At 73.8% G+C, this 22,024-nt stretch carries 24 protein-coding genes and 1 pseudogene; 13 read left to right on the top strand and 12 right to left on the bottom strand.

Annotation, left to right across the window (positions count from 1 at the left end; genetic code table 11):
* Positions 1 to 11: 11 nt before the first annotated feature.
* The 5 genes from IEX99_RS04630 to IEX99_RS04610 are packed head-to-tail and all read left to right on the top strand — an operon-like array spanning position 12 to position 4,507.
* Positions 12 to 1,205: an ABC transporter substrate-binding protein gene (locus IEX99_RS04630; RefSeq protein ID WP_188898827.1), complete on the top strand. Its 1,194-nt coding sequence runs from the start codon at positions 12 to 14 to the stop codon at positions 1,203 to 1,205.
* Positions 1,205 to 2,128: a branched-chain amino acid ABC transporter permease gene (locus IEX99_RS04625; RefSeq protein ID WP_188898826.1), complete on the top strand. Its 924-nt coding sequence runs from the start codon at positions 1,205 to 1,207 to the stop codon at positions 2,126 to 2,128. Before IEX99_RS04630 ends, IEX99_RS04625 begins: the two co-directional genes overlap by 1 nt.
* A gap of 14 nt (positions 2,129 to 2,142) precedes the next feature.
* Complete coding sequence (locus IEX99_RS04620; RefSeq protein WP_188898825.1) at positions 2,143 to 3,066, top strand: branched-chain amino acid ABC transporter permease; 924 nt, start codon at positions 2,143 to 2,145, stop codon at positions 3,064 to 3,066.
* Positions 3,063 to 3,821 (top strand): ABC transporter ATP-binding protein, encoded by a 759-nt coding sequence (locus tag IEX99_RS04615; protein ID WP_188898824.1) that lies wholly within the window; start codon positions 3,063 to 3,065, stop codon positions 3,819 to 3,821. The genes IEX99_RS04620 and IEX99_RS04615 overlap by 4 nt, the downstream gene beginning before the upstream one ends.
* On the top strand, positions 3,821 to 4,507 hold the full coding sequence (locus IEX99_RS04610) for an ABC transporter ATP-binding protein (protein WP_188898823.1): 687 nt from the start codon (positions 3,821 to 3,823) through the stop codon (positions 4,505 to 4,507). The genes IEX99_RS04615 and IEX99_RS04610 overlap by 1 nt, the downstream gene beginning before the upstream one ends.
* 50 nt (positions 4,508 to 4,557) lie before the next feature.
* On the opposite strand, the gene IEX99_RS04605 is transcribed toward IEX99_RS04610, so the two are convergent.
* Both IEX99_RS04605 and IEX99_RS04600 read right to left on the bottom strand, forming a co-directional pair.
* Positions 4,558 to 5,337, bottom strand: a complete 780-nt coding sequence (locus tag IEX99_RS04605) for an enoyl-CoA hydratase (RefSeq protein WP_229677803.1) — start codon at positions 5,335 to 5,337, stop codon at positions 4,558 to 4,560.
* 231 nt (positions 5,338 to 5,568) lie between these two features.
* Positions 5,569 to 5,835 carry a hypothetical protein gene (locus IEX99_RS04600; RefSeq protein WP_188898822.1) on the bottom strand — a complete coding sequence of 89 codons (267 nt, stop codon included), beginning with the start codon at positions 5,833 to 5,835 and terminating at the stop codon, positions 5,569 to 5,571.
* 236 nt (positions 5,836 to 6,071) lie between these two features.
* Here IEX99_RS04600 and IEX99_RS04595 point away from each other — a divergent pair, with 236 nt between their 5' ends.
* The 3 genes from IEX99_RS04595 to IEX99_RS04585 all read left to right on the top strand — a co-directional run bounded on the left by IEX99_RS04595 (position 6,072) and on the right by IEX99_RS04585 (position 8,778).
* A complete protein-coding gene (locus tag IEX99_RS04595) occupies positions 6,072 to 7,286 on the top strand; it encodes an NADP-dependent isocitrate dehydrogenase (protein WP_188898821.1) in 1,215 nt (404 codons plus the stop codon).
* Between the two features lie 220 nt (positions 7,287 to 7,506).
* Positions 7,507 to 8,067 (top strand): CPBP family glutamic-type intramembrane protease, encoded by a 561-nt coding sequence (locus tag IEX99_RS04590; protein ID WP_188898820.1) that lies wholly within the window; start codon positions 7,507 to 7,509, stop codon positions 8,065 to 8,067.
* Between the two features lie 18 nt (positions 8,068 to 8,085).
* Positions 8,086 to 8,778 (top strand): DUF599 domain-containing protein, encoded by a 693-nt coding sequence (locus IEX99_RS04585; protein WP_188898819.1) that lies wholly within the window; start codon positions 8,086 to 8,088, stop codon positions 8,776 to 8,778.
* 57 nt (positions 8,779 to 8,835) lie between these two features.
* Here the strand turns inward: IEX99_RS04585 and alaS are convergent, their stop codons facing one another.
* The gene (gene alaS / locus IEX99_RS04580) at positions 8,836 to 11,487 is read right to left on the bottom strand and encodes an alanine--tRNA ligase (protein WP_188898818.1); all 2,652 of its coding nucleotides are present in this window, start codon (positions 11,485 to 11,487) and stop codon (positions 8,836 to 8,838) included.
* A gap of 351 nt (positions 11,488 to 11,838) precedes the next feature.
* Between alaS and IEX99_RS22785 the strand changes: the two are divergent.
* A pseudogene (locus IEX99_RS22785) lies at positions 11,839 to 12,305 on the top strand (YciE/YciF ferroxidase family protein); the annotation flags it as partial.
* A 101-nt stretch (positions 12,306 to 12,406) separates the two neighbouring features.
* Here IEX99_RS22785 and recA read toward each other — a convergent pair.
* The 8 genes from recA to IEX99_RS04535 all read right to left on the bottom strand — a co-directional run bounded on the left by recA (position 12,407) and on the right by IEX99_RS04535 (position 19,092).
* Positions 12,407 to 13,447, bottom strand: coding sequence for a recombinase RecA (gene recA, locus IEX99_RS04570; RefSeq protein WP_188898817.1), 1,041 nt, complete (start codon positions 13,445 to 13,447; stop codon positions 12,407 to 12,409).
* A 243-nt stretch (positions 13,448 to 13,690) separates the two neighbouring features.
* On the bottom strand, positions 13,691 to 15,412 hold the full coding sequence (locus IEX99_RS04565) for a PAS domain-containing sensor histidine kinase (RefSeq protein WP_188898816.1): 1,722 nt from the start codon (positions 15,410 to 15,412) through the stop codon (positions 13,691 to 13,693).
* A 227-nt stretch (positions 15,413 to 15,639) separates the two neighbouring features.
* Positions 15,640 to 16,725: an EscU/YscU/HrcU family type III secretion system export apparatus switch protein gene (locus IEX99_RS04560; RefSeq protein ID WP_188898815.1), complete on the bottom strand. Its 1,086-nt coding sequence runs from the start codon at positions 16,723 to 16,725 to the stop codon at positions 15,640 to 15,642.
* Positions 16,726 to 16,750: 25 nt separating this feature from the next.
* A complete protein-coding gene (locus IEX99_RS04555; protein ID WP_188898814.1) occupies positions 16,751 to 17,545 on the bottom strand; it encodes a flagellar biosynthetic protein FliR in 795 nt (264 codons plus the stop codon).
* On the bottom strand, positions 17,545 to 17,814 hold the full coding sequence (locus tag IEX99_RS04550; protein ID WP_188898813.1) for a flagellar biosynthetic protein FliQ: 270 nt from the start codon (positions 17,812 to 17,814) through the stop codon (positions 17,545 to 17,547). The genes IEX99_RS04555 and IEX99_RS04550 overlap by 1 nt, the downstream gene beginning before the upstream one ends.
* 67 nt (positions 17,815 to 17,881) lie before the next feature.
* Complete coding sequence (locus tag IEX99_RS04545; RefSeq protein WP_188898812.1) at positions 17,882 to 18,241, bottom strand: flagellar hook-basal body complex protein FliE; 360 nt, start codon at positions 18,239 to 18,241, stop codon at positions 17,882 to 17,884.
* Positions 18,241 to 18,648, bottom strand: coding sequence for a flagellar basal body rod protein FlgC (flgC, locus tag IEX99_RS04540; RefSeq protein ID WP_188898811.1), 408 nt, complete (start codon positions 18,646 to 18,648; stop codon positions 18,241 to 18,243). The genes IEX99_RS04545 and flgC overlap by 1 nt, the downstream gene beginning before the upstream one ends.
* A 33-nt stretch (positions 18,649 to 18,681) precedes the next feature.
* The gene (locus tag IEX99_RS04535) at positions 18,682 to 19,092 is read right to left on the bottom strand and encodes a flagellar basal body rod protein FlgB (RefSeq protein WP_188898810.1); all 411 of its coding nucleotides are present in this window, start codon (positions 19,090 to 19,092) and stop codon (positions 18,682 to 18,684) included.
* A 98-nt stretch (positions 19,093 to 19,190) separates the two neighbouring features.
* On the opposite strand from IEX99_RS04535, the gene IEX99_RS04530 reads away from it, so the two are divergent.
* The 4 genes from IEX99_RS04530 to IEX99_RS04515 are packed head-to-tail and all read left to right on the top strand — an operon-like array spanning position 19,191 to position 21,086.
* Positions 19,191 to 19,487 (top strand): hypothetical protein, encoded by a 297-nt coding sequence (locus IEX99_RS04530; RefSeq protein WP_188898809.1) that lies wholly within the window; start codon positions 19,191 to 19,193, stop codon positions 19,485 to 19,487.
* A 20-nt stretch (positions 19,488 to 19,507) separates the two neighbouring features.
* Positions 19,508 to 19,801 (top strand): flagellar biosynthetic protein FliO, encoded by a 294-nt coding sequence (locus IEX99_RS04525; RefSeq protein ID WP_188898808.1) that lies wholly within the window; start codon positions 19,508 to 19,510, stop codon positions 19,799 to 19,801.
* A complete protein-coding gene (gene fliP / locus IEX99_RS04520) occupies positions 19,798 to 20,574 on the top strand; it encodes a flagellar type III secretion system pore protein FliP (protein WP_188898807.1) in 777 nt (258 codons plus the stop codon). Before IEX99_RS04525 ends, fliP begins: the two co-directional genes overlap by 4 nt.
* Positions 20,575 to 20,615: 41 nt before the next feature.
* A complete protein-coding gene (locus IEX99_RS04515; RefSeq protein WP_188898806.1) occupies positions 20,616 to 21,086 on the top strand; it encodes an NUDIX domain-containing protein in 471 nt (156 codons plus the stop codon).
* Positions 21,087 to 21,126: 40 nt separating this feature from the next.
* On the opposite strand, the gene speE is transcribed toward IEX99_RS04515, so the two are convergent.
* Positions 21,127 to 21,996 carry a polyamine aminopropyltransferase gene (gene speE, locus IEX99_RS04510; protein WP_188898805.1) on the bottom strand — a complete coding sequence of 290 codons (870 nt, stop codon included), beginning with the start codon at positions 21,994 to 21,996 and terminating at the stop codon, positions 21,127 to 21,129.
* Positions 21,997 to 22,024 lie beyond the last annotated feature (28 nt).

Raw genomic sequence — 22,024 nt, 5'->3', positions numbered from 1 at the left:
CCGGACAGCCAATGACGACGCCACGGCTCGACAGGCGCCAACTGCTCGCGACGGCGGCCGCCTTCGGCCTCGCCGCGCCCCGTGTCGCGCGCGCCCAGGCGCAGGCGGTGAGGATCGGGTTCGTGGCGGTGCTGACCGGCCCGCAGGCGGCCCTCGGCACCCAGCTCCGGGACGGCTTCCAGCAGGGCCTGCGCCACCTGGACGGCAAGCTCGGCGGCCGCCCCGCCGAGGTCGTCGTGATCGACGACGAGCTGAAGCCCGACGTCGCCGTCACGAAGATCCGCGCCGCGATCGAGCGCGACAAGGTGGACTTCGTGGTCGGCGTGGTGTTCTCCAACATCCTCCAGGCGGTGTTCCGGCCGGTGACGGAGTCGAACACCTTCCTGATCTCCACCAACGCCGGCCCCTCGCCCTTCGCCGGGCGCGGCTGCCACCCGCTGTTCTTCGCCACCTCCTACAACAACGACCAGGTCCACGCCACGATGGGCCAGGTGGCCAGGGACGAGGGCTACAAGCGCGTCTTCATCCTCGTCCCCAACTACCAGGCCGGGCGCGACGCCGTCGCCGGCTTCAAGAGCCGCTTCCAGGGCGAGGTGGTGGACGAGGTCTATGTCCCCCTCACGCAGCTCGACTTCTCCGCGGAGCTCGCGAGGATCGCCGCGGTGCGGCCGGACGCGCTGTTCACCTTCATGCCCGGCGGCCTCGGCGTGAACCTGGTGCGCCAGTACCGCCAGGCGGGCCTCGCCAACATCCCCTTCCTCTCCACCTTCACGGTGGACGAGGCGACGCTGCCGGCGCAGGGCGAGGCGGCGCTCGGCTTCCTGCACGCCGCGGTCTGGGCCCCCAACCTCGACAACGAGCAGAACCGCCGCTTCGTGCGCGACTTCGAGGCGCAGTACGGCTACGTCCCCGCCACCTACGCGGCGCAGTCCTACGACGGCGCCATGCTGCTCGATTCGGCGATCCGCAAGGTGGACGGCAACCTCGCCGACAAGGCGGCGCTGCGCCGCGCGCTGGAGGCCGCCGACTTCCGCTCGGTGCGCGGCAACTTCCGCTTCGGTCCGAACCACTATCCGGTGCAGGACTTCTGGCTCTGCCGCGTCGCCCGCCGGCCGGACGGCAAGTTCCAGACCGAGGCCGTGCGCAAGGTGCTGGAGAACAACGCCGACCCCCATGTCGGCGAGTGCCGCATGCGCCCGGCCTGATGTCCTGGTCCCTGCTGCTGGTGCAGACCCTCAACGGGCTGCAATTCGGCATCCTGCTGTTCCTGATCGCCGCCGGGCTGACGCTGGTGTTCGGGGTGATGGACTTCATCAACCTCGCCCACGGCGTGCAGTACATGCTGGGCGCCTATTTCGGCGCCTCGCTCGCGGCGGCGACGGGCAGCTTCTGGCTCGGCCTGCTGCTCGCCCTGCCGGCCGCGCTCGCGGCGGGGCTGCTGCTCGAGTTCCTGGTCTTCCGGCACCTCTACGACCGCGACCACCTGGCGCAGGTGCTGGCGACCTTCGGCGTGATCCTGTTCGTCAACCAGGGCGTGAAGCTGGTGTGGGGCGCCGCGCCGCTGCACATGCCCATCCCGCCGCTGCTCGAGGGCGGCGTGGAGGTGATGCCGGGCCTCCAGTACCCGATCTACCGCCTCGCCATCCTCGCCGCCGGCCTCGCGGCCGCGCTGCTGCTCTGGTTCCTGGTGGACCGCACCCGCGCCGGCATGCTGGTGCGCGCGGGCGCCACGAACCCGGAGATGGTCTCCGCCCTCGGCGTGGACATCCGCCGGCTGTTCATGCTGGTCTTCGGCTTCGGCGCGATGCTGGCGGGCTTCGCCGGCGTCATGGCGGCGCCCATCCTCTCGGTCGAGCCGGGGATGGGGGACGCGCCGCTGATCCTCGCCTTCGTGGTGATCGTCATCGGCGGCATCGGCTCGATCCGGGGCGCCTTCGTCGCCGCCCTGCTCGTCGGGCTGATGGACGCGCTCGGCCGCGCCGTGGTGCCGGACCTGATGCGCCTCTTCCTCGCCCCCTCGTCGGCGCGGCAGGCGGGGGCGGCGATCGCCTCGATGCTGGTCTACGTCCTGATGGCCGCGGTGCTCGCCTTCCGCCCCGCCGGCCTGTTTCCCGTCCGTACCGGCTGAGTCCCGTCGGGCGCATGCGCGAGGCCGCCGTGCCGCTGGTGTTGTTCGCGGCCCTCGCCGCCGCACCCTTCGCCGGCTTCGGCGAGGGCTACATGCTGACCCTGCTGGCGCGCGCCATGATCCTCGGCATGGCGGCGGTGAGCCTGGCGCTCCTCGTCGGCGGCGCCGGCCTCGTCAGCCTCGGCCACGCCGCCACGCTCGGCGTCGGCGCCTACGCGGTGGTGGTGCTGGATGCGAACGGCCTCACCGACGCGACGGCGGTCGTGCCCGTTGCCGTCGCCGCGGCGGCGCTGTTCGCGCTCGCCACGGGGGCGGTCAGCCTGCGCACCTCGGGCGTGCACTTCATCATGATCACCCTCGCCTTCGGGCAGATGGCGTTCTTCACCGCCTCCTCCCTCGCCGCCTATGGCGGGGACGACGGCTACACGCTGTACGCGCGCACCGGGCTCGCCGGCACCCGCATCCTCGAGGACCGCCTGGCCTTCCACTACGCCTGCCTCGGCCTGCTCGGCCTCGCCTACCTGTTCTGCCGCGCCGCGCTGGCCGCGCGCTTCGGCCGCGTGCTGCGCGCGGCGCGCGAGAACGCGCTCAGGGTCCGCGCGGTCGGCTTCGACCCCTATCCCTACCGGCTGCTCGCCTGCGTCATCGCCGGCGCGATCGGCGGCCTGTCGGGCGTGCTGCTCGCCAACGCCGCGGAGTTCGTGGCGCCGAGCTACCTCTCCTGGCAGCGCTCGGGCGAGCTGCTGTTCATGGTGATCCTCGGCGGTCTCGGCAGCCTGCACGGCGCGATCCTCGGCGCGCTGGCCTACGTGCTGCTGGAGGAGTGGCTGTCGCACCTGACCGAGCACTGGCGCATGATCTTCGGTCCGCTGCTGGTGCTTTCCGTCCTGTTCTTCCGCGGCGGCCTTGCCGGCCTGCTCGCGCCGCGGCGGCGATGACCGCGCGCGCGCCACTGCTGCGCATCGAGGGGCTGAGCAAGCGCTTCGGCGGCCTCACCGTAACCGACGACGTCTGGCTCGACGTCCTCCCCGGCGAGATCCACGCCGTCATCGGCCCGAACGGCGCTGGCAAGACGACGCTGATCAACGAGGTGAGCGGCGCGCTGGCGCCCGACGCCGGCCGCGTCCTGTTCGACGGGCTCGACATCACGCGCCTGTCCATGCCGCGCCGCGTGCGCGCGGGGCTCGCGCGCACCTTCCAAGTCACCTGCGTCCTCCCCGGCTTTTCGGCGCTGGAGAACGTCGCCCTCGCGGCGCAGGCGCGCGACGGCTCCTCCTTCCGCTTCCTCCGCCCCGCCGCCGGGGAAGCCCGGCTGAACGCGGCGGCGCGGGAGGCGCTGGAGGCGGTCGGCCTCGCCGGCCGCGCCGCGGTGCCGGCCGGGGCGCTGGCGCACGGGGAGAAGCGCCAGCTCGAGCTCGCCATCGCCCTCGCCACCCGCCCGCGCCTGCTCCTGCTCGACGAGCCGCTGGCCGGCGCCGGCCCCGAGGAGACGGAGCGGCTGATCGCCCTGCTCGACCGGCTGCGCGCCGACTACGCCATCCTGCTCGTCGAGCACGACATGCGCGCGGTCTTCGCGCTCGCCGACCGCATCTCGGTGCTGGTCTACGGCCGCGTCGTCGCCACCGGCGCGCCGCCGGAGATCCGCGCCAACCCGGAGGTCCGCGCCGCCTATCTCGGCGAGGACGAGGCGTGATGCTGCGCGTCGCGCGCCTCGCCGCCGGCTACGGGCAGAGCCAGGCGCTGTTCGACGTCACCTTCGACATCGCCGCGGGCGAGGTGGTGACGCTCCTCGGCCGCAACGGCATGGGCAAGACCACCACCGTCCGCGCCGTGATGGGCCTGCTGAGGCCCTGGTCGGGCGAGATCGTCTTCGACGGCGTCGCCCTCGCCGGCCTGCCGCCGCACCGCATCGCCCGCCTCGGCATCGGCCTCGTGCCGGAGGGGCGCCAGGTCTTCCCGACCCTCACCGTCGAGGAGAACCTGATCGCCACCTGCCGCCCCGGGCGCTGGACCCTCTCGCGCGTCTTCGCGCTCTTCCCGCGCCTGGCGGAGCGCCGGCGCAACCTCGGCGCGCGGCTCTCGGGCGGGGAGCAGCAGATGCTCGCCATCGGCCGCGCGCTGATGACCAACCCGCGCCTGCTGATCCTCGACGAGGCGACGGAGGGGCTGGCGCCCCTGGTGCGGGCCGAGATCTGGTCGGTGATCGCCGCGCTGAAGGCGGAGGGCCTCTCGATCCTGCTGATCGACAAGAACCTCGCCGCGGTGCTGCGCCTCGCCGACCGGCACGTGGTCCTCGAGAAGGGGCGCACCGTCTGGGCCGGCAGCAGCGCCGCGCTCGCCGCCGCGCCGGAGGTGCGTGACGCCCATCTGCACGTCTGAGCGCCGCGACGGCGCGGTCGGGAGCCCGCGGCCGCTCGCGGGGCGCGCGTTCAGCCCTTCGGCGGGCGCGGCCGGTCGAGAAAGGCGCGCAGCATCCGCCGCGGCTCCTCGCCGCGCCAGGCCTCGGCGAAGCTGCCGACGCCGGCGCGGATCGCCTCGGCCATCGGCAGGTCCTCCCAGGCGCGGATCAGGCGCTTCTGCAGCCGGAGCGCCTGCGGCCCCGCGCGGCCGAGCATCGCCAGCCAGTCGGCCACCGCCGCGTCCAGCGCGGCACCCGGTTCGGCGACCCGCTCGACGAGCCCCCAGGCGAGCGCCTCCTCGGCGCCGATCGTCTCGCCGAGGAGCAGCAGGCGCCGCGCGCGTCCCCAGCCGATCAGCGTCGGCAGGAGCGCCGCCTCCACCACGGAGGGCAGGCCGAGCAGCACCTCCGGCATCCCGAAGGTCGCGGTCGAGGCGGCGATGCGCAGGTCGCAGGCCGCCGCGAGCTCCAGCCCCGCGCCGAGCGCATGCCCGTTGATCCGCCCGATCACCGGCACCGGCAGCTCGCGCACGGCGTTGCAGGCGCGGTGCACCGCCTCGATGAAGCGCGTGGCCGCGACATGGTCGGGGAGCGCCGCCATCTCGCGGATGTCGGCGCCGCCGACGAAGGCCCGCCCGCCGGCGCCCGTCACTACCGCCGCGCGCAGGTCCGCGTGCGTGGCGAGCCCCTCGACCGTCTCGGCGAAGCGTCGCAGCACCGACGAGTTGAGCGCGTTGCGCTTCGCCTTGTTGTCGATCGTCACCCAGGCGACCCGGCCGGTCTCCGGCGTCGACTCGATCCTGAGCGTCACTTCTCCGGTCCCGCCAGCCGCGTCCACGCGCACTCCCCCTCGTCCTGTCCCGCCTCGGCCGGCCTGCATGCGCCGCGCGACGGCGAAGACCGGCATTCTCGCATGATCGCCGGCGATCATCGCAAGCCCGCCCCTGCCTGCGGCCGCCCGGCCGGCCACAGGAGCCACCCGGCACCGGCCGGAGCGCGGGGCGATGCCGGTCGTCGCTCCGCCGGCCTGCCCGAGCGCCGCTCAGACCACCGGCGCTTCACCGATCGGAAGCTGTGGACTGTCGTCCCCGGGATTCGGGCCCGCGGCCGGAGGCATGCCCTCGATCCGATCCTCATCGCGCCAGCGGCCACGCCGGCGCATCATCCGGCACGCGATCCAGGCTCCTCCCGCACCCGCCGCGCCGAGGGCCGCGCCGAGCGCCATCCCCGCGGCGAAGGCGCCGCCGACGGCAAGGCCGGCCATCCCCATCCCGAGCGTGCGCATCCCTGGCAGCGGCGGCAGCAGCATGGTCCGTCTCCCTGTTCCCGATGCAGACTTGTGCGCCGCCGCCGCCGCCGCAAGCGCCCTGGCGTGCGGGCAGGCACGCGATGGCGGGAGCATGCCGTCACCACGGCGATGCCGCCCGCCCGGTCTTGCCCCCCTCGCGGCCCGATGCGAAAACCCGCGCGCCCTGCCCGTTCTGGGCGGGTTCCCGTCGTTGCGGCCGGCGCCCCGTGCGTCGGCGCCAGGTTGCGAGGATCGGCATGGCCAAGATCAAGGTGAAGAACCCCGTCGTCGAGCTCGACGGGGACGAGATGACCCGCATCATCTGGGGCTTCATCAAGGAGAAGCTGATCCTCCCCTACCTCGACATCGACCTGAAGTACTACGACCTCGGCATCCAGAACCGCGACGCCACGGACGACCAGGTGACCGTGGACGCCGCCTACGCCATCAAGAAGTACGGCGTCGGCGTGAAGTGCGCGACCATCACGCCGGACGAGGCGCGCGTGAAGGAGTTCGGCCTGAAGAAGATGTGGAAGTCCCCGAACGGGACGATCCGCAACATCCTCGACGGCACCATCTTCCGCGAGCCGATCATCTGCCGCAACGTCCCGCGCCTGGTCCCGCACTGGACGAAGCCGATCGTCGTCGGCCGCCACGCCTACGGCGACATCTACCGCGCCGCGGAGACCAAGATCCCCGGCCCCGGCAAGGTGACGCTCACCTACCAGCCCGCCGGCGGCGGCGCGCCGGTGACGCTCGAGGTGCACGACTTCAAGGGCGCGGGTGTCGTGCTCGGCATGCACAACACGAAGGAGTCGATCGAGGGCTTCGCGCGCGCCTGCTTCAATTACGGCCTGGCGCGGAACTTCCCGGTCTACCTCTCGACCAAGAACACGATCCTCAAGGCCTATGACGGCATGTTCAAGGACGTGTTCCAGGAGATCTTCGACGCCGAGTTCAAGGCCGAGTTCGACAAGCGTGGTCTCACCTACGAGCACCGCCTGATCGACGACATGGTCGCCGCGGCGCTGAAGTGGGAGGGCGGCTACGTCTGGGCCTGCAAGAACTACGACGGCGACGTGCAGTCCGACGTCGTGGCGCAGGGCTTCGGCAGCCTCGGCCTGATGACCAGCGTCCTGCTCTCGCCGGACGGCAGGACGGTCGAGTCGGAGGCCGCGCACGGCACCGTCACGCGCCACTACCGCGAGCACCAGAAGGGGCGCGAGACCAGCACCAACCCGATCGCCTCGATCTTCGCCTGGACCCGCGGCCTCGCTTACCGCGGTCGTTTCGACGACACGCCCGAGGTGGTCCGCTTCGCCGAGACGCTGGAGCGGGTCTGCATCGAGACGGTCGAGAGCGGCCACATGACGAAGGATCTCGCGATCCTGATCTCGAAGGACCAGCCCTGGCTGAACACCCAGGCCTTCCTTGCGAAGATCGACGAGAACCTGAAGAAGGCGATGGGGTGATGACGCCGCCGCGCCGAGGGTCCGGCCTCGGCGCGGCGCTCGCGCTCCACGTCGTCTGGACGCTTGCCTGCCGGCTGCGCGAGGGCCACATCCGCACGCTGCTGCGGCCCGAGGCGGCCTGGGATCGCGCGGTTTACACGCTGGTCGCCAACCCGCTCATCGGCACCGCCGCAGCGTCGTGGCTGTTCGCCGGTGGCGGCGCCGAGTGGCCTCGGCAGAGATGCTGCGCCTCGCGGACGCGGCGCCTCTTCGGCGTGCGGCGATCGGCCTCGTTGCCGGCCTCCTGCTCGGCTTCGGCCTCTATCTCGCGCAAGGGGCGCCGTCGCGCGACCCGGTCGTGGTAGCGAACGCCTTCGCCCAGGTGCTGCCAGCATCGGTCGCGGAGGTGCCGGTCTGCTCCGTCCTGGTCGGCGGCGCGGCCGGGGGGCGCTGCGCGCACGCGGCGCCGGCGCTCGCCGTTCTCCTGGCCGCGGCGCTCTTCGGCATCTATCACGTCGCGCACAGTCCGTCCTTCGACCAGCCGGCGATGATCCTCCTGCTGACCGGGGGCGGACTCGCGACCAGGGCCTTTCTCGCGGTGACGGACGATCTCTGGGGCACCATCGCCCTCCACGACTGGTCCGCCATGTTCGGCGTGACGGGGGCGCTCACGGCGGCGGACCGCCTCGGCGAACTCCCCGTGCCACGATGGCCGCTGTTCGCAATGGCGCTGTCGGTCCTAGTGCCGCTTGCGGCGGGCGACGCAGTTCGGCGGCGGCACCCCGCCGCACCGCAGCAGTAGTGCAGCGCCGTTGACCCGATGACCGCGCTCACGCTCTCCGACTGGCTGGCCCTCGGGGTCTTCCTCCTGTGCTGGATCGCCTATGCGCTGGTCACCGACCGCGTGCCGGCGATCCGCGCCCGCAGCGTCATCGCGGCGATGGACGAGCACCGGCGGCGGTGGATGATCGCCATGCTGGAGCGCGAGAACCGCATCGCTGACATCGCCACCATCGGCAACCTGATGCAGAGCACCTCCTTCCTCGCCACCACCTCGATCTTCGTCCTCGGCGGGCTGGTGGCGATGCTGGGCGCGCCCGACCTCGGCCGCCGCGTCCTCGCGGCCCTGCCCTATACGGCGGTGCCGGAGGAGGCAGCCTGGGAGGCCAAGATCGCCCTGCTCCTGGTGATCTTCGTCAACGCCTTCTTCGCGCTGACCTGGGCGCTCAGGCAGTTCAACTACGCCTCGATCCTCGTCTCCGGCATCCCGGCCGGGCCGCCGGACGCCGCGCGCATCGCCCAGGCCGAGGCGGCGGCGCGGGTCGTCAACCGCGCCGCGCGCCACTTCAGCACCGGCCTGCGCAGCTACTACTTCGGCCTCGCCGCGCTCGCCTGGCTGCTGCATCCGCTGGCGCTCGTCATCGCCAGCCTGCTCGTGCTGCGCGAGCTGCACCGCCGCGAATTCCGCAGCGAGGTGCGCGAGGCGCTCCGCGCCGGCAACGCGCGCCGCTGACGGCGCCGCTTGCGCGCCGCCAGCGGCCGGCCGTCGCCGCCGGCGTGGACGGCCTGCCTAGCCCGCCAGCGCCCGGCGCACCGCCGCCAGCGCCTCGGCCGCCTTCGCCGCCTCGGGGCCGCCGGCCTGCGCCATGTCCGGCCTGCCGCCCCCGCCTTTGCCGCCGACGGCGGCGCTCGCGGCCCGCACCAGTGCCACCGCGTCGGCCTTGCCCTTTGCCGCGTCGCCGACGCCGACCACGATGTTCGCCTTGCCTTCGGCCGTGCTGACCAGCGCCACGACGTCCGCGGTACCGCCCTTGAGAATCGCCTCGGCCAGGCCCTTGAGGTCGCGCGCCGGCACCTCGCCCACCTCGCGCAGCGCGACGCGCAGGCCGCCGTTCAGCCGCTCCACCTCCGCCGCCGCCCCGCCAGTGGCGAGCTTGCGGCGCAGCTCCGCCACCTCGCGCTCCAGCCGCCGCCGCTCCTCGAGCAGCGCGGCGATGCGCTGCGGCAGCTCGGGCGGGCGCACCTTCAGCGCCGCGGCCGCCTCGGCAAGGTGGCGCTCGTCCTCCTCGACGACGCGGATCGCGGCCTCGCCGGCCACCGCCTCGATGCGGCGCACCCCGGCGCTGACGGCGCCCTCCGAGACCACCTTGAACAGCCCGATGTCGCCCGTGCGCCGGACATGCGTCCCGCCGCAGAGCTCGAGCGAGTAGACGCCCTGCCGCTCCACCGCCGCCGGGTCCTGTCCCATGCCGACGACCCGAACCTCCTCGCCGTACTTCTCGCCGAACAGGGCGATCGCGCCGGCCTGCACCGCAGCCTCGGGCGTCATCAGCCGGGTCGTCACCTCGGCGTTCTCGCGCACCCGCGCGTTCACCTCGCGCTCGACCCAGGCGAGCTCCTCGGGCTCGATCGGCTTCGGGTGGGAGATGTCGAAGCGCAGCCGGTCCGGCGCCACCAGCGAGCCCTTCTGCGCCACATGCGTCCCGAGCCGGCGCCGCAGCGCCTCGTGCAGCAGGTGCGTCGCGCTGTGGTGGGCGCGGAGGGCGGTACGGCGCTCGTGGTCCACCTCCGCCTGCACGGCGAGGCCGACCTTGGCCTCGCCGTGCGCCACCGTGCCGTAGTGGACGATGAGGTCGCCGAGCTTCTTCTGCGTGTCGCGCACGACGATGCGGCACGCCTCGCCGGCGCTGATCAGGCCGGTGTCGCCGACCTGGCCGCCGCTCTCGCCGTAGAAGGGCGTCTGGTTCAGCACCACCGCGACCTCGGTCCCGACCGCGGCGCTCTCCACCGGCCGGCCGCCCGCGACCAGGGCGCGGATCTCGGCCTCCGCCGTCTCGGTGGTGTAGCCGAGGAACTCGGTGGCGCCGACCTTCTCCCTGACGTCGAACCAGACGCCCTCGGTCGCCGCCTCGCCCGAGCCGGCCCAGGCGGCGCGCGCGCGCCGGCGCTGCTCGGCCATCGCCGCCTCGAAGCCGGCCACGTCCACCGCGCGGCCCTCGGCGCGCAGCGCGTCCTGGGTGAGGTCGAGCGGGAAGCCGTAGGTGTCGTAGAGCCGGAACGCCACCTCGCCGGGCAGGGGCTGGCCGGCGCCGAGCCTCGCCGTCTCCTCCGCCAGCAGGTGGAGGCCGCGGGCGAGCAGGGTGCGGAAGCGCCCCTCCTCCAGCTTCAGCGTCTCGGTGACCAGCGGCTCGGCCCGCACCAGCTCGGGATAGGCGCCGCCCATCTGGCGCACCAGCACCGGCACCAGCCGGTGCATCAGCGGGTCCTCGACCCCCATCATGTGCGCATGGCGCATGGCGCGGCGCATGATCCGTCGCAGCACGTAGCCGCGCCCCTCGTTGGAGGGCAGCACGCCGTCGGCGATCAGGAAGGCGGCGGCGCGCAGGTGGTCGGCGATCACGCGGTGGCTCACCTTGAACCGCCCGTCCGGCTCGTGCCCGGTGGCCTCGGCGCTGGCGAGGATGATCGCGCGCAGCGTGTCGGTGTCGTAGTTGTCGTGCTTGCCCTGGAGGATGGCGGCGAAGCGCTCGAGCCCCATGCCCGTGTCGATGGAGGGCTTGGGCAGCGGCACGCGCACGCCCGGCGGCCCCTCCTCGAACTGCATGAAGACCAGGTTCCAGATCTCGATGAACCGGTCGCCGTCGGCGTCCGGCGAGCCGGGCGGCCCGCCCGGGATCTCCGCCCCGTGGTCGTAGAAGATCTCGGAGCACGGGCCGCACGGGCCGGTGTCGCCCATGCGCCAGAAGTTGTCGCTGGTGGCGATGCGGATGATGCGGCTGTCGGGCAGGCCTGCCACCTTCTTCCAGTAGGAGGCGGCATCCTCGTCCTCGGCGTACACCGTCACCAGAAGGCGGTCCTTCGGCAGGGCGAAGTCCCTGGTCAGCAGCTCCCAGGCGTAGGCGATGGCCTGCTCCTTGAAGTAGTCGCCGAAGCTGAAATTGCCCAGCATCTCGAAGAAGGTGTGGTGCCGGGCGGTGTAGCCGACGTTGTCCAGGTCGTTGTGCTTGCCGCCCGCCCGCACGCATTTCTGCGCCGTGGTGGCGCGCACGTAAGGCCGCTTCTCCTGGCCGGTAAAGACGTTCTTGAACTGCACCATGCCGCTGTTGGTGAACAGCAGCGTCGGGTCGTTGCGCGGCACCAGCGGCGAGGACTCGACCACCGTATGGCCGTTGCGCGCGAAGTAGTCGAGGAAGGTGGCGCGGATCTCGTTGCTGCTGCTCATGGCCCCGAAAGCCCGGTCTGGGGCCGAACGCCCCGCTTGTGCTCGCCCCCTTCCACCTGCGTCGGCGCGGCGGCCGCGCCGGCGGGCAAGGAGGGCCCGGCGTCCCTCTAGCGCGCGCCGCCGGAAGCGTCGAGGGACGAGACCGCCTGCGGCGGCGCCCGGCTGCCGCCACCCGCCCGGTGCCGCCGACAGGCGCGCCCGACCGCAACCTGCCCCCGCGCGCGCCGTTGCCTTGCGGCAGCCGGCGGCCGGCGCGGCGCACGCTCACGCGGTCCGGCCTGCCCGCCACGCGGCCGGTCGGTGGGGGCGGTCCGCCCTCGCGGCAGCGCCGACCCATCCGGAGGACGGACCATGGCCGAGACCATGCGGGGGTTTCTGGAGGCCGAACTGCTCGACGCGCTGAGCGCCGAGCGCCAGGCCCTCGGGGCGATGGAGGCCATGCTCGACGCCGCCTCCTCCCGGAGCCTCAAGCGCGCCATCCAGGAGCACATGGTCGAGACCGAGCGCCAGATCGAGCGGCTGGAACTGGCGGCGCGGACGCTCGGCATACCCCCGAGGGCAGCACCTGCGAGGGCATGCAGGGCCTCATCGAGGAAGTGCAGGAGACGATCGAGGGCATGGGGCCGGGTCCGCTGCGCGATGTCGCCCTGGTCGCGGCGGCGCGACAGGTGGAGCACTACGAGATCGCGGCCTACGGCTCGCTGTGCGTGCTCCTCGAGGCGGTCGGCCACCGGCAGGCCTGCGACCTGCTCGTCCGGACGCTCGAGGAGAAGAAGGCCGCCGACGCGCGGCTCTCCCAGCTCGCGGAGCGCGAGATCAACCCCGAGGCGCTGCCTGGGACCAGGCGACGAACGACCCGGACCGGCGCGACACCGGCAGCGCCGCCTGAAACCGTCGCGCCGGGTCGCCCCCGCCCGCGCTACTCCGCCGCCTGCGCCTCCTCCGCGTCCTCGCCGACCAGCATGGCGTTGGCCACGACCCCCGCCTGGGCGCGGATCTTCTGCTCGATCGCCGCCGCCATCTCCGGATGGTCGCGCAGGAACTGCTTGGCGTTCTCGCGCCCCTGGCCGATGCGCTGGCTGTCGTGGCTGAACCAGGCGCCGGACTTCTCGACGATGCCGGCCTTGACGCCGAGGTCGATCAGCTCGCCGACCTTGGAGATGCCCTCGCCGTACATGATGTCGAAGTCCACCTGGCGGAACGGTGGCGCCATCTTGTTCTTGACCACCTTCACCCGCGTCGAGTTGCCCACCACCTCGTCGCGCTCCTTGATCGAGCCGACGCGGCGGATCTCCATCCGCACGGAGGCGTAGAACTTGAGCGCGTTGCCGCCCGTCGTCGTCTCCGGGTTGCCGAACATCACGCCGATCTTGAGGCGGATCTGGTTGAGGAAGATCATCAGCGTGTTCGAGCGCGAGACCGAGCCGGTGAGCTTCCTCAGCGCCTGGCTCATCAGCCGCGCGTGCAGGCCGACATGGGAATCGCCCATTTCGCCCTCGAGCTCGGCGCGCGGCACCAGCGCAGCGACGGAATCCACCACCAGCACGTCAATGGCGCCCGAGCGCACCAGCGTATCGGCGATCTCGAGCGCCTGCTCGCCGGCATCGGGCTGGCTGATCAGCAGGTTGTCGAGGTCCACGCCGAGCTTCCTGGCGTAGCCCGGATCGAGCGCGTGCTCGGCATCAATGAAGGCGCAGGTGCCGCCCCTCTTCTGCGCCTCGGCGATGCAGTGCAGCGCCAGCGTCGTCTTGCCCGAGCTCTCCGGGCCGTAGATCTCGACGATGCGCCCCTTCGGCAGCCCGCCGATGCCGAGCGCCAGGTCGAGCCCGAGCGAGCCGGTCGAGACCACCTCGACATCGCCCTGCCGCTCCTGGCGCGCGCCCATGCGCATGATCGAGCCCTTGCCGAAGGCCCGCTCGATCTGGCTGAGCGCGGCGTCGAGCGCCTTTCCCTTGTCCATGCGGTGCTGTCCCTGACTTTTCCGTCGCCTGATGTCCTGGTCCGCCGGCTGGCCTTCCTCGCCGCACCCGCAACCGCAGGGCGCAAGACTCGGCCGGAGATCGCCCTTTCCGCCTCGCTTGCACCCGGGTCGCGAGGGAACGCAAGCGAATCCGACCCCCTCACGACCGATTAACGAAGCGTGCAAACTATGTTCCTGCTCGCGCCAATTAACAAGAACATTTGGTAAACAATGGCGCGGAATTCACCCTGCTCCGGCCAACGCCGCCCGCACCGCCGCAACCAGGTCCTGCGGCCCGTAGGGCTTGGCGAGGAAGTGCAGTCCCTCGGCCGCCAAGTCCTTGCCGATCGTCGTCTCAGCGTAGCCGGAGACCAGCACCACCGGCAGGCCGGGGAAGCGCTCCCGCAACCGTCGCGCGAGCTCGAGGCCGTCCATTCCGGGCATCGAGACGTCGGAGACCAGTGCCGCCGGGGGCGCATCGAGCTCGGAATCGCCAAGCGCCGCCAGCGCCGCCTCGCCGCCCGACGCCGACCGCACGGCGTAGCCGGCGGCGCGCAACGCCAGCTCGGCGAGCCGGCGGACCGGCGATTCGTCCTCGACCACCAGCACCGGCCCCGCGGCTGCGCCGGGACCGCATGGGGGCGACGCCGGCCGGTACGCACCGCATCTGGGCGTGACGGTGCCTGGCGCCGCCTCGCCCGGCGCCTCCGTCGCCTCGTGCCGCGGCAGCCAGAGGCGGAACGCCGTCCCCTCTCCTGGCCGGCTCTGCACCGTCACATGCCCGCCGGACTGGCGCAGCACGCCCTGCACCGTCGCCAGCCCGAGCCCCGTGCCGCCCTGGTCGCGCCGGGTGGTGAAGAAGGGCTCGAACAGGCGCGGCAGAACCTCCGGCGGGATGCCGGATCCCGTGTCGGCGACCTCCAGCACCACCCAGCGCCCGGGCGGGATCGGCTCCGTCGCGCCCGGCTCCTGCCGCGGCCGCAGCAGCGTCGCGCGGGAGGTCGCGAGGCGCAGCGTGCCGCCCTCCGGCATCGCGTCGCGCGCGTTGGCAGCGAGGTTGAGCAGCGCCTGGTCGAGCTGCACCGGGTCCACCCGCACCAGCCGCCCCGGCTCTTCGAGCGCCAGCTCGACGCGCACGCGGTCGCCGACCAGCCGCCGCACCAGCCCTGCGGCCCCGCGCACCGCCTCGTTCAGCGCGATCACCCGCGGCTGGAGAGTCTGCTGCCGGGCGAAGGCGAGCAGCCGGCCGACCAGCGCGGCGCCGCGGCGCGCCCCATCGAGGATGTGGTGCAGCTCGGCCGCGACCGCCTCCTCGGGCCGACGGGCGAGCGCCGTCTCTGCGCCGCCGATTACCGCGGTGAGCAGGTTGTTGAAGTCGTGCGCCACGCCGCCGGCGAGCCGCGCGATCGCCTCGTGCGCGCCGGCGCGCGCCAGCCCGGCCTGCAGCCGCAGCCGTGGCGTCGCGTCGATGACGCGCAGCAGGACGCCCTCGACCACGCCGTCCCGGCCGCGCAGGGGACGGCACGCGACCTCCACGGCCGTGTTCGCGCCATCGGCGCCGGGCGCCCGATCGAGGCGCACCTCGAGCGGCGCCGGCTCTCCGGCCGCCGTCGAACCGGGCGCGCCGCGGCCGGCGGCCGCGGCAGCGATGCGCGTGCGGACCGCGGCGCGGTGCTCCGGCGCGAACAGCGCCGTGGCGGGGCCGTCATCGCGCAGCGCCGTCTCCGCCCGCGTGCCCGCCAGGAGATCCCGCAGCGCCGGGTTCGCCGCGAGCAGGCGCCCGGCCGTGTCGAGCAGGGCGACGCCGACGGAATCAGCCTCGAACAGCGCGCGGAACGCCTCCGCACGCGCAGGGCCGAAGCGTGCCTCCAGGTCGGTCCCGATCCCCTTCGACCCGTCGGCGCCAGAGGTCGGTCCCCGTCCGCCGCGAGAGAGCAGCCGCCGCACCGCCGATCCGCGGGCCACCGGGGCGGGCGCCTCGGCGCCCCCCACGCCGCTGCCCGCCCCTTCCGCCACCTCACCGCCCCCCGCCGCACGCAACCCACCGCCGGCCGACATGCCGCTGCCGCGATCCTCCATCGCGCCGTCCGTCTCCGGCCCCGCCTCCGGTCCTCGCACCTCCCCATCAGGCGCGACCCGGCGCGGCCGCGGCAAGCGTCGCGGCGACAGTTGACGGAGCTCTCGCTGCGAAATCACGTCGCGGCTGACGCGGCACCGGCCGCGGCCGGCCGCAGGCGCCAGACGAAGGCGATGATCTCGGCCACCGCCTGGTAGTGCTCGACCGGGATCTCGGCCTCCAGCTCCAGCCCGTGCAGCGCCCGCGCCAGCGGCGGGTTGGCCACCACCGGCACGCCGTGCCGCTCGGCCTCGGCGCGGATGCGCGCGGCCAGCGAGTCGACGCCCTTCGCCACCACGCGCGGCGCCGCGCTCGATCCGCGCTCGTAGGCGAGGGCGACGGCGTAATGCGTCGGGTTGGTCACAACCACCGCCGCCTTGCGCACCGCCGCCAGCATGCGCCGACGCGAGCGTGCCTGCCGGATCCGGCGCAGCCGCGCCTTCACCTGCGGGTCGCCCTCGCTCTCCCGCAGCTCCTCGCGCAGGTCGCGCCGGCTCATCCGCAATCGCCGCTGGTGGCGCGCGCGGGCGAGCAGCAGGTCGAGCGCCGCAACCAGCGCGAAGGCGGCAAGCCCGGCGAGCGCCAACCGCATCCCCAACACGAATGCCGTGCCGGCCAGCGCGGCCGGGGGCAGGTGCAGCATCGAGGCGAGCGGCGCCAGATCACGCGGAATCGCCCACCACAGCGCCGCGCCCACCGCGCCGAGCTTGAGGAGGGTACGCATCAGCTCGATCGCCGCATCCGCGCCGAGCAGCCGCCGCAGGCCCGAGCGCGGGCTGATGCGGCCGAGCTTCGGGCGCAGCAGGCGCGGCGCCACCAGCCCCCTGGTCTGCAGCAGCACCGACAGCGCCGCGCCGAGCGCTGCGCCGCCGGCCACAGGGAGCACCGCGAGGGCGCCGACCCGCGCGATCTCCACCGCCGCGCCCCGCCAGGCCAGCGCGTGCCCCGCCCCTTCCAGCACTCCGCGCATCGCGCGCAGCGTCTCGGCACCGAGCGCCGGCAGCAGAACCGCGCCGACGCCCAGCCCGCCCGCGAGGGTGCCCATCGCCACCGCCTCGCGCGACAGGGCGACCTGTCCCTCCTCTCGCGCGCGTTCGATCCGCCGCGGCGTCGCCGGCTCGGTCCTGTCCTCGGCGCCCTGCTCCCGCGAGTCCTCCGCCATGGCCTGTGCCGCGCCCGCGCGTCCCTCACCGCAGCCCAGGCAGCGCCGCGAAGGCCTCGGTCGCGGCGGCGCCGAAGGTCTCCATCAGCGCCGGCAGGAGCAGCGCGAACAGCGTCAGGCCGAGCAGGATCTGCCCCGGCATGGCGATGAAGAAGATCTGCAGCTGCGGCGCGAGCCGCGCGAGCAGCGCGAGCGCGAGGTGGAACAGCACCGCCCCCAGCACGAAGGGCGCGGCGAGCCGCAATGCCAGGGCGACGCTCTCGCCCGCGGCCCGCGCGTAGAGCTCCGCCGCCTCGCCGGCCGGCCAGGACGCGCCCGGCGGCAGCACCGTGTAGCTCTCGGCCAGCGCGCGCAGCGGCACGGCATAGAGCCCGGACCCGAGCACCAGCGCCACCCCCCCCATCATGAGCAGCCGCGCCGGCGCCGTGCCCTGCCCGCCGAACTGCGCCTCCGGCACCAGCACCGTCGCCAGCCCGAGCAGCAGCGCCACCGCCTGCCCGGCGATGCCGAGCGCGAAGACCACCAGCCGCGCCAGCCCGCCGAGGAACAGCCCGGCCAGCACCTCGAGCAGCAGCAGCCGCGCCGCCTCCAGCGGCGCCTCCGGCGCATCGGGCAGCGCGGGCCCGATCCCGGGCAGCAGCAGCGCCGTCACGACCAGGCCGAGCACGAGGCGCGGTGCCGCCGGGATCTCCTGCTCGCCGATCCCTGGCAGCAGCAGCGCCGCCGCGCCGAGTCGCGCGAAGACCAACACCGCCTGGAACGCGAGCACGGCGAGCGGCGCGCCGAGCAGCGCCGCCGCCGGGTCCGCCCCGAACGGCATCAGCGCAGCCCCGCGGCGATCACCGCGTCGAACAGGCGCCCCGCGAACCCCCGTAGCGAGCCCGCCATGGCAGGCCCCAGCAGCAGCAGCGCGGTTCCCAGCGCCGCCAGCTTCGGCAGGAAGGCGAGCGTCGCCTCGTTGATCTGCGTCAGCGCCTGCAGCAGCGCCACGCCGAGGCCGACGGCGAGCATCGCCAGCAACGGCGGACCGCCGATCTGCACCGCCATCCACAACGCGTCGCGCGCGGCAAGCACGATCGGATCGCTCATCCCGCCACGCCGGCTGCCATCCGGCCCCGCTCCCGCCGCGCGATCACATGCCCGACCAGCCGTGCCGTCAGATCGGCATGCGCATCACTTCCTGATAGGCGGCGACGACGCGGTCGCGCACCGCCACCGCGGTCTGCAAGGCAAGCTCGGCGGCCGAAACGGCCAGCACCACATCGGTCACGCTGCCCTGTCCGAGCAGCGCCGCCGTGGTCGTGACGTCGGCGGATCGGCCGCGCTCCACGGCCCCCTCCACGGCGCGCCGCAACGCGGCGCCGAAGCCGTCGCCCTGCGCCGGGCCGGCCGCGCCGGACGCTGTCCCGACCGGCGCCGGGCCGCCGGTGCCTCCGACCGCGCGATACGCCGCCGCGGCCACGGCGCCTGCCGCACCGGCCAGCAGCGGCGCGGCGGCAAGGAGCGGCGCCGCCATCAGCGCAGCGCCTCGATGGCGCGGACGAGCATGCCGCGCGTCGTCTCCAGCACGGCAAGGTTCGCCATGTAGCTGCGGTGCGCCTCGCGCATGTCCATCATCTCCACCAGGCTGTCCACGTTGGGCTGCTTGACGTAGCCGCGCGCGTCGGCGGCCGGGTGCGCCGGGTCGTAGCGCTCCGCGAAGGGGCCTGGCTGGACGCCGACGCGCGCCACCCGCACCATCTGCACGCCCAGCGCGCGGTCGAGCCGGTTGGCGAAACTCACCGTCTTGCGCCGGTAGGGATCGGCGCCCGGCGCCTGCCCGGTGCTGTCCCGGTTGGCGAGGTTTTCCGCCACCACCCGCAATCGCACGGACTGCGCCTGCATGCCCGCCGCCGAGATCCGCAACGCCCGATCCAGCTCCATCCTCGCCCTCCCCCTTCGGCCGGCCCGCCGCGCCTAGGCGTGGCGCCCGAGCGCCGCGCGGAACATGGCCAGGTAGCGACGGTGCAGCCCCATCGCGAGCGCATGCGCCGCATCGGTGTCCGCCACCCGGAGCGCCTGCTCGTCCAGCGCCACCGCATTGCCGTTCGGCAGGCGCTCCACCGCGCGGCGATCCTCCTTCGCGCGCCAGGAGCCCACGCCATCGCCACTTCCGGGCCGCAGATGCCGCGGATCCGTCGTTGCCAGCGCCGGCGCCGAGGCGGCCATGCGCCGCGCCACAAGCTCGGCGAACGGCGCCAGGTCGCGCGGCCGGTAGCCGGGCGTGTCGGCATTCGCGATGTTGTGCGCCAGCACTCTCTGGCGCTGCTCCAGCCAGCGCAGGCGGTGCTCCGCCAGCGCGAGCGGTCCGCTCTGCGTCAGGTCCATGCGCCGAGCTTGGCACGGGAGGACGAAGAAGGGGTTAAGCGAGCAGCGGCCCGAGAGATGCAGGACTTCGGTAACCGACCGCGTGCATCCCTTCCGCCATGCCCGCGCCGACCTCCACGCCACCGCCGGAGCCCGACGGCCCTCTCGCCGCCACCTCGACGGCGATCGAATCGCTGTCCGCCACCCTCGCCCTGGCCGATGCGCTGGTCGCGTCAGGCCGCGCCGTCGATCTCACCGGCCTCGAGGAGGAGGTCGAGGCGATCTGCGCCGCGCTCCTCGCCCTCGCGCCGCCCTGCGCCGCAACGCGCGGCCTGCGCCCGGCGCTGGAGCGCCTGGTCGGCCAGGTGGACCGGCTGCGGGCCGGCCTGGCCGCCGCCCGGCCCGCCACGGGCTGACCGCGCCGGAGCCGCCAGTCATGCCCACGGCGCCCATCGCCGATTTCGCCAGCCTCGCGGGCGCCCTCGCCGCGCTCGTCGGCGTGCTCGCGCTGATCGCGCTGCTCGCTTGGGCGGCGCGGCGGCTCGGCCTCGGCGCCGCCGGGCCGCGCCCCGGCCGCCGCCTGGCCCTGATCGAGGTGCTGGCCCTCGACCCGCGCCGCCGCCTGGTCCTCGTGCGGTGCGACGGGCGGGAGGCGCTGCTGCTCACCGGTGGCGGCCAGGATGCGCTGCTCGGCTGGCTGCCGGTCGGCGAGGAAAGGCCGGCGCCGTGACGCCGCACCGACGCGCGTGGACCTCCCGCGCACTCCGCCTCGCGTCGTGCCTCGCGCTCGCGCTCCCGCTGCTCCTGCCCGGCTCGGCGGCGCTGGCGCAGAGCGTGAGCATCGACCTCGGCGCGGCAGGCCAACCCGGCGCGACGGCGCGGCTGGTGCAGCTCGTCGCGCTGATCGGGCTGCTGTCCCTCGCGCCCTCGCTGCTCGTGATGGCGACCGCCTTCGCGCGCATCGTGATCGTGCTGTCGCTGCTGCGCAGCGCGATCGGCGCGCAGGGGGTCCCGCCGAACCCGGTGCTGATCGGGCTCGCCCTGTTCCTCACGCTGTTCGTGATGCAGCCCGTGCTGGAGGCGAGCTGGACGGAGGGACTCGCCCCCCTCGCCGCAGGGCAGGTCGGCGAGATCGCCGGGCTCGAGGCGGCGGCCGAGCCGTTCCGCCGGTTCATGGCCGCGCAGGCGCGCGAGCAGGACCTCGCGCTCTTCCTCGACCTCGCCGGCCTGCCGGCGCCGGCCGCGGCCGATCAGACGCCGTGGCGCGCCCTGGTGCCGGCGTTCCTCGTCGGCGAGCTGAAGCGGGCCTTCGAGATCGGCTTCCTGCTCTTCCTGCCGTTCCTCGTCATCGACATGGTGGTGGCGAGCATCCTCATGTCGCTCGGCATGATGATGCTGCCGCCCTCCGTGGTGTCGCTGCCCTTCAAGCTGATCTTCTTCGTGCTGGTGGACGGCTGGCGGCTGGTGGCCGGAAGCCTCGTGCAGGGCTTCGCCGAGATCTGACCCCGCGCCCGCCCCCCTTGGCCGCCCGACGGCGGCGGCGCATGGTGGCCGGCATGCGCCGGCGCGCCGCCCGGAGGACGAGCTGCGGGGTGATCGTCAGCGATGACGGCACGCGGCTCCTGCTCGGCCGCCCGCCGCAGTCGCGCCGCTGGGACATCCCGAAGGGCGTCGCGGCCCCGGGGGAAGCCTTCGCCGAGGCCGCCCTGCGCGAACTCGAGGAGGAGACGGGACTTCGCGCCGACCCCGCAGCGCTGATGCCGCTCGGGGTCCACCCCTACATGCCGGGGAAGGATCTCGCCCTCTTTCTGTGGCGCCCGGTCGTGATGCCGGATCCGGCGCGGCTGCGCTGCCGGTCGCTCCTCCCGCTCCCCGATGGCAGGCGCATCCCGGAGATCGCCACCTTCGCGGTGGTGCCTTGGGACGAGGCGCTGGCGCGCGTGGGCCGCAACCTCGCCCGCGTGCTCGAGGAGGTTCGGCACGGTCCGGAGTGGCCCTTCGCCCCGAGGGGATGAGGAGTGCGTCCGTCGGCCGTGCTGCGCCGGCGGGGCGGCGTCAGCGCGCCGGCAGGAGCTCGGCGATGTAAGGCGGAAGCTGGAACGAGGCGACCTGGACCTCGGGCGTCCAGTAGCGCGTCGTGCCGAGAATTCCGGCCACTTCCGCCCGGCGCCGGATCTCCTCCACCGGGGTCCCGCGCATCGCCGGATCCTTCGCGGCCCAACCCAGCGTCATGAAGCCGCCGACATAGGTCGGCACCGCCGCCACATAGGCCCAGATGTCGCGGAAGGCCTTCGCCCGCCGCGCCGAGCTCTCGCGCAGCTCCTCCCCCTGCATGAAGGGCACGCCGCACTGGTTCACGATGAGCCCGCGCGCGGTGAGCAGCCGCGCGCAGTTGACGTAGAACTCCTCGGTGAACAGGACCTCGCCCACGCCGATCGGGTCGGTGCTGTCCACGATCACCACGTCGAAGCTCGCTGCCGGCGCCTGGCGGACGTAGTCGATGCCGTCGCCGACGATCACCTGCGCCCGCGGGTCGTTCCAGGCCTCCCCGGCGACGCCGGGCAGGTGCTCCTTGGCCAGGCGGATCACCTCGCCGTCGATCTCGACCATCACCGCGCGCTCGACCCCCCGGTGCTGCAGCACGCGGCGCAGCACGCCGCCGTCGCCGGCGCCGATGACCAGCACGCGCCGCGCCTCGCCATGGGCGAGCAGTGGCACATGGGTCAACATCTCCTGGTAGACGAACTCGTCCGCCTCGGTGATCTGGACCACGCCGTCGAGCAGCATGACGCGGCCGTGGCTCTCGCTCTCGAACACCAGGATATCCTGGAAGGGCGACCGCACGCGCGCCAGCTCGCGCTTCATCCGGAAGCGCTGGCCCCAGCCGGAATAGAGCGCCTCGTTCACCCAGACTTCGGTCGCCATCGGACCCTCCTCGGCGGGCAGACAGGGA

This window comes from Caldovatus sediminis, assembly GCF_014644455.1.
GTDB lineage: Bacteria > Pseudomonadota > Alphaproteobacteria > Acetobacterales > Acetobacteraceae > Caldovatus > Caldovatus sediminis.
This window is presented reverse-complemented; position numbering and strand designations above follow the sequence as displayed.

Bases quoted from the DNA above. Each gene is read 5' to 3' on its own strand.
- IEX99_RS04525 (WP_188898808.1), top strand. From the start codon at position 19,508: ATGCCCACGGCGCCCATCGCCGATTTCGCCAGCCTCGCGGGCGCCCTC.
- IEX99_RS04515 (WP_188898806.1), top strand. From the start codon at position 20,616: ATGGTGGCCGGCATGCGCCGGCGCGCCGCCCGGAGGACGAGCTGCGGG.
- IEX99_RS04545 (WP_188898812.1), bottom strand. From the start codon at position 18,241: ATGGCGGCGCCGCTCCTTGCCGCCGCGCCGCTGCTGGCCGGTGCGGCA.
- IEX99_RS04535 (WP_188898810.1), bottom strand. From the start codon at position 19,092: ATGGACCTGACGCAGAGCGGACCGCTCGCGCTGGCGGAGCACCGCCTG.
- IEX99_RS04625 (WP_188898826.1), top strand. From the start codon at position 1,205: ATGTCCTGGTCCCTGCTGCTGGTGCAGACCCTCAACGGGCTGCAATTC.
- alaS (WP_188898818.1), bottom strand. From the start codon at position 11,487: ATGAGCAGCAGCAACGAGATCCGCGCCACCTTCCTCGACTACTTCGCG.
- IEX99_RS04620 (WP_188898825.1), top strand. From the start codon at position 2,143: ATGCGCGAGGCCGCCGTGCCGCTGGTGTTGTTCGCGGCCCTCGCCGCC.
- IEX99_RS04595 (WP_188898821.1), top strand. From the start codon at position 6,072: ATGGCCAAGATCAAGGTGAAGAACCCCGTCGTCGAGCTCGACGGGGAC.
- IEX99_RS04610 (WP_188898823.1), top strand. From the start codon at position 3,821: ATGCTGCGCGTCGCGCGCCTCGCCGCCGGCTACGGGCAGAGCCAGGCG.
- IEX99_RS04630 (WP_188898827.1), top strand. From the start codon at position 12: ATGACGACGCCACGGCTCGACAGGCGCCAACTGCTCGCGACGGCGGCC.
- IEX99_RS04585 (WP_188898819.1), top strand. From the start codon at position 8,086: ATGACCGCGCTCACGCTCTCCGACTGGCTGGCCCTCGGGGTCTTCCTC.
- IEX99_RS04600 (WP_188898822.1), bottom strand. From the start codon at position 5,835: ATGCTGCTGCCGCCGCTGCCAGGGATGCGCACGCTCGGGATGGGGATG.
- flgC (WP_188898811.1), bottom strand. From the start codon at position 18,648: ATGGAGCTGGATCGGGCGTTGCGGATCTCGGCGGCGGGCATGCAGGCG.
- IEX99_RS04590 (WP_188898820.1), top strand. From the start codon at position 7,507: ATGCTGCGCCTCGCGGACGCGGCGCCTCTTCGGCGTGCGGCGATCGGC.
- IEX99_RS04550 (WP_188898813.1), bottom strand. From the start codon at position 17,814: ATGAGCGATCCGATCGTGCTTGCCGCGCGCGACGCGTTGTGGATGGCG.
- speE (WP_188898805.1), bottom strand. From the start codon at position 21,996: ATGGCGACCGAAGTCTGGGTGAACGAGGCGCTCTATTCCGGCTGGGGC.
- IEX99_RS04555 (WP_188898814.1), bottom strand. From the start codon at position 17,545: ATGCCGTTCGGGGCGGACCCGGCGGCGGCGCTGCTCGGCGCGCCGCTC.
- IEX99_RS04530 (WP_188898809.1), top strand. From the start codon at position 19,191: ATGCCCGCGCCGACCTCCACGCCACCGCCGGAGCCCGACGGCCCTCTC.
- IEX99_RS04615 (WP_188898824.1), top strand. From the start codon at position 3,063: ATGACCGCGCGCGCGCCACTGCTGCGCATCGAGGGGCTGAGCAAGCGC.
- recA (WP_188898817.1), bottom strand. From the start codon at position 13,447: ATGGACAAGGGAAAGGCGCTCGACGCCGCGCTCAGCCAGATCGAGCGG.
- IEX99_RS04560 (WP_188898815.1), bottom strand. From the start codon at position 16,725: ATGGCGGAGGACTCGCGGGAGCAGGGCGCCGAGGACAGGACCGAGCCG.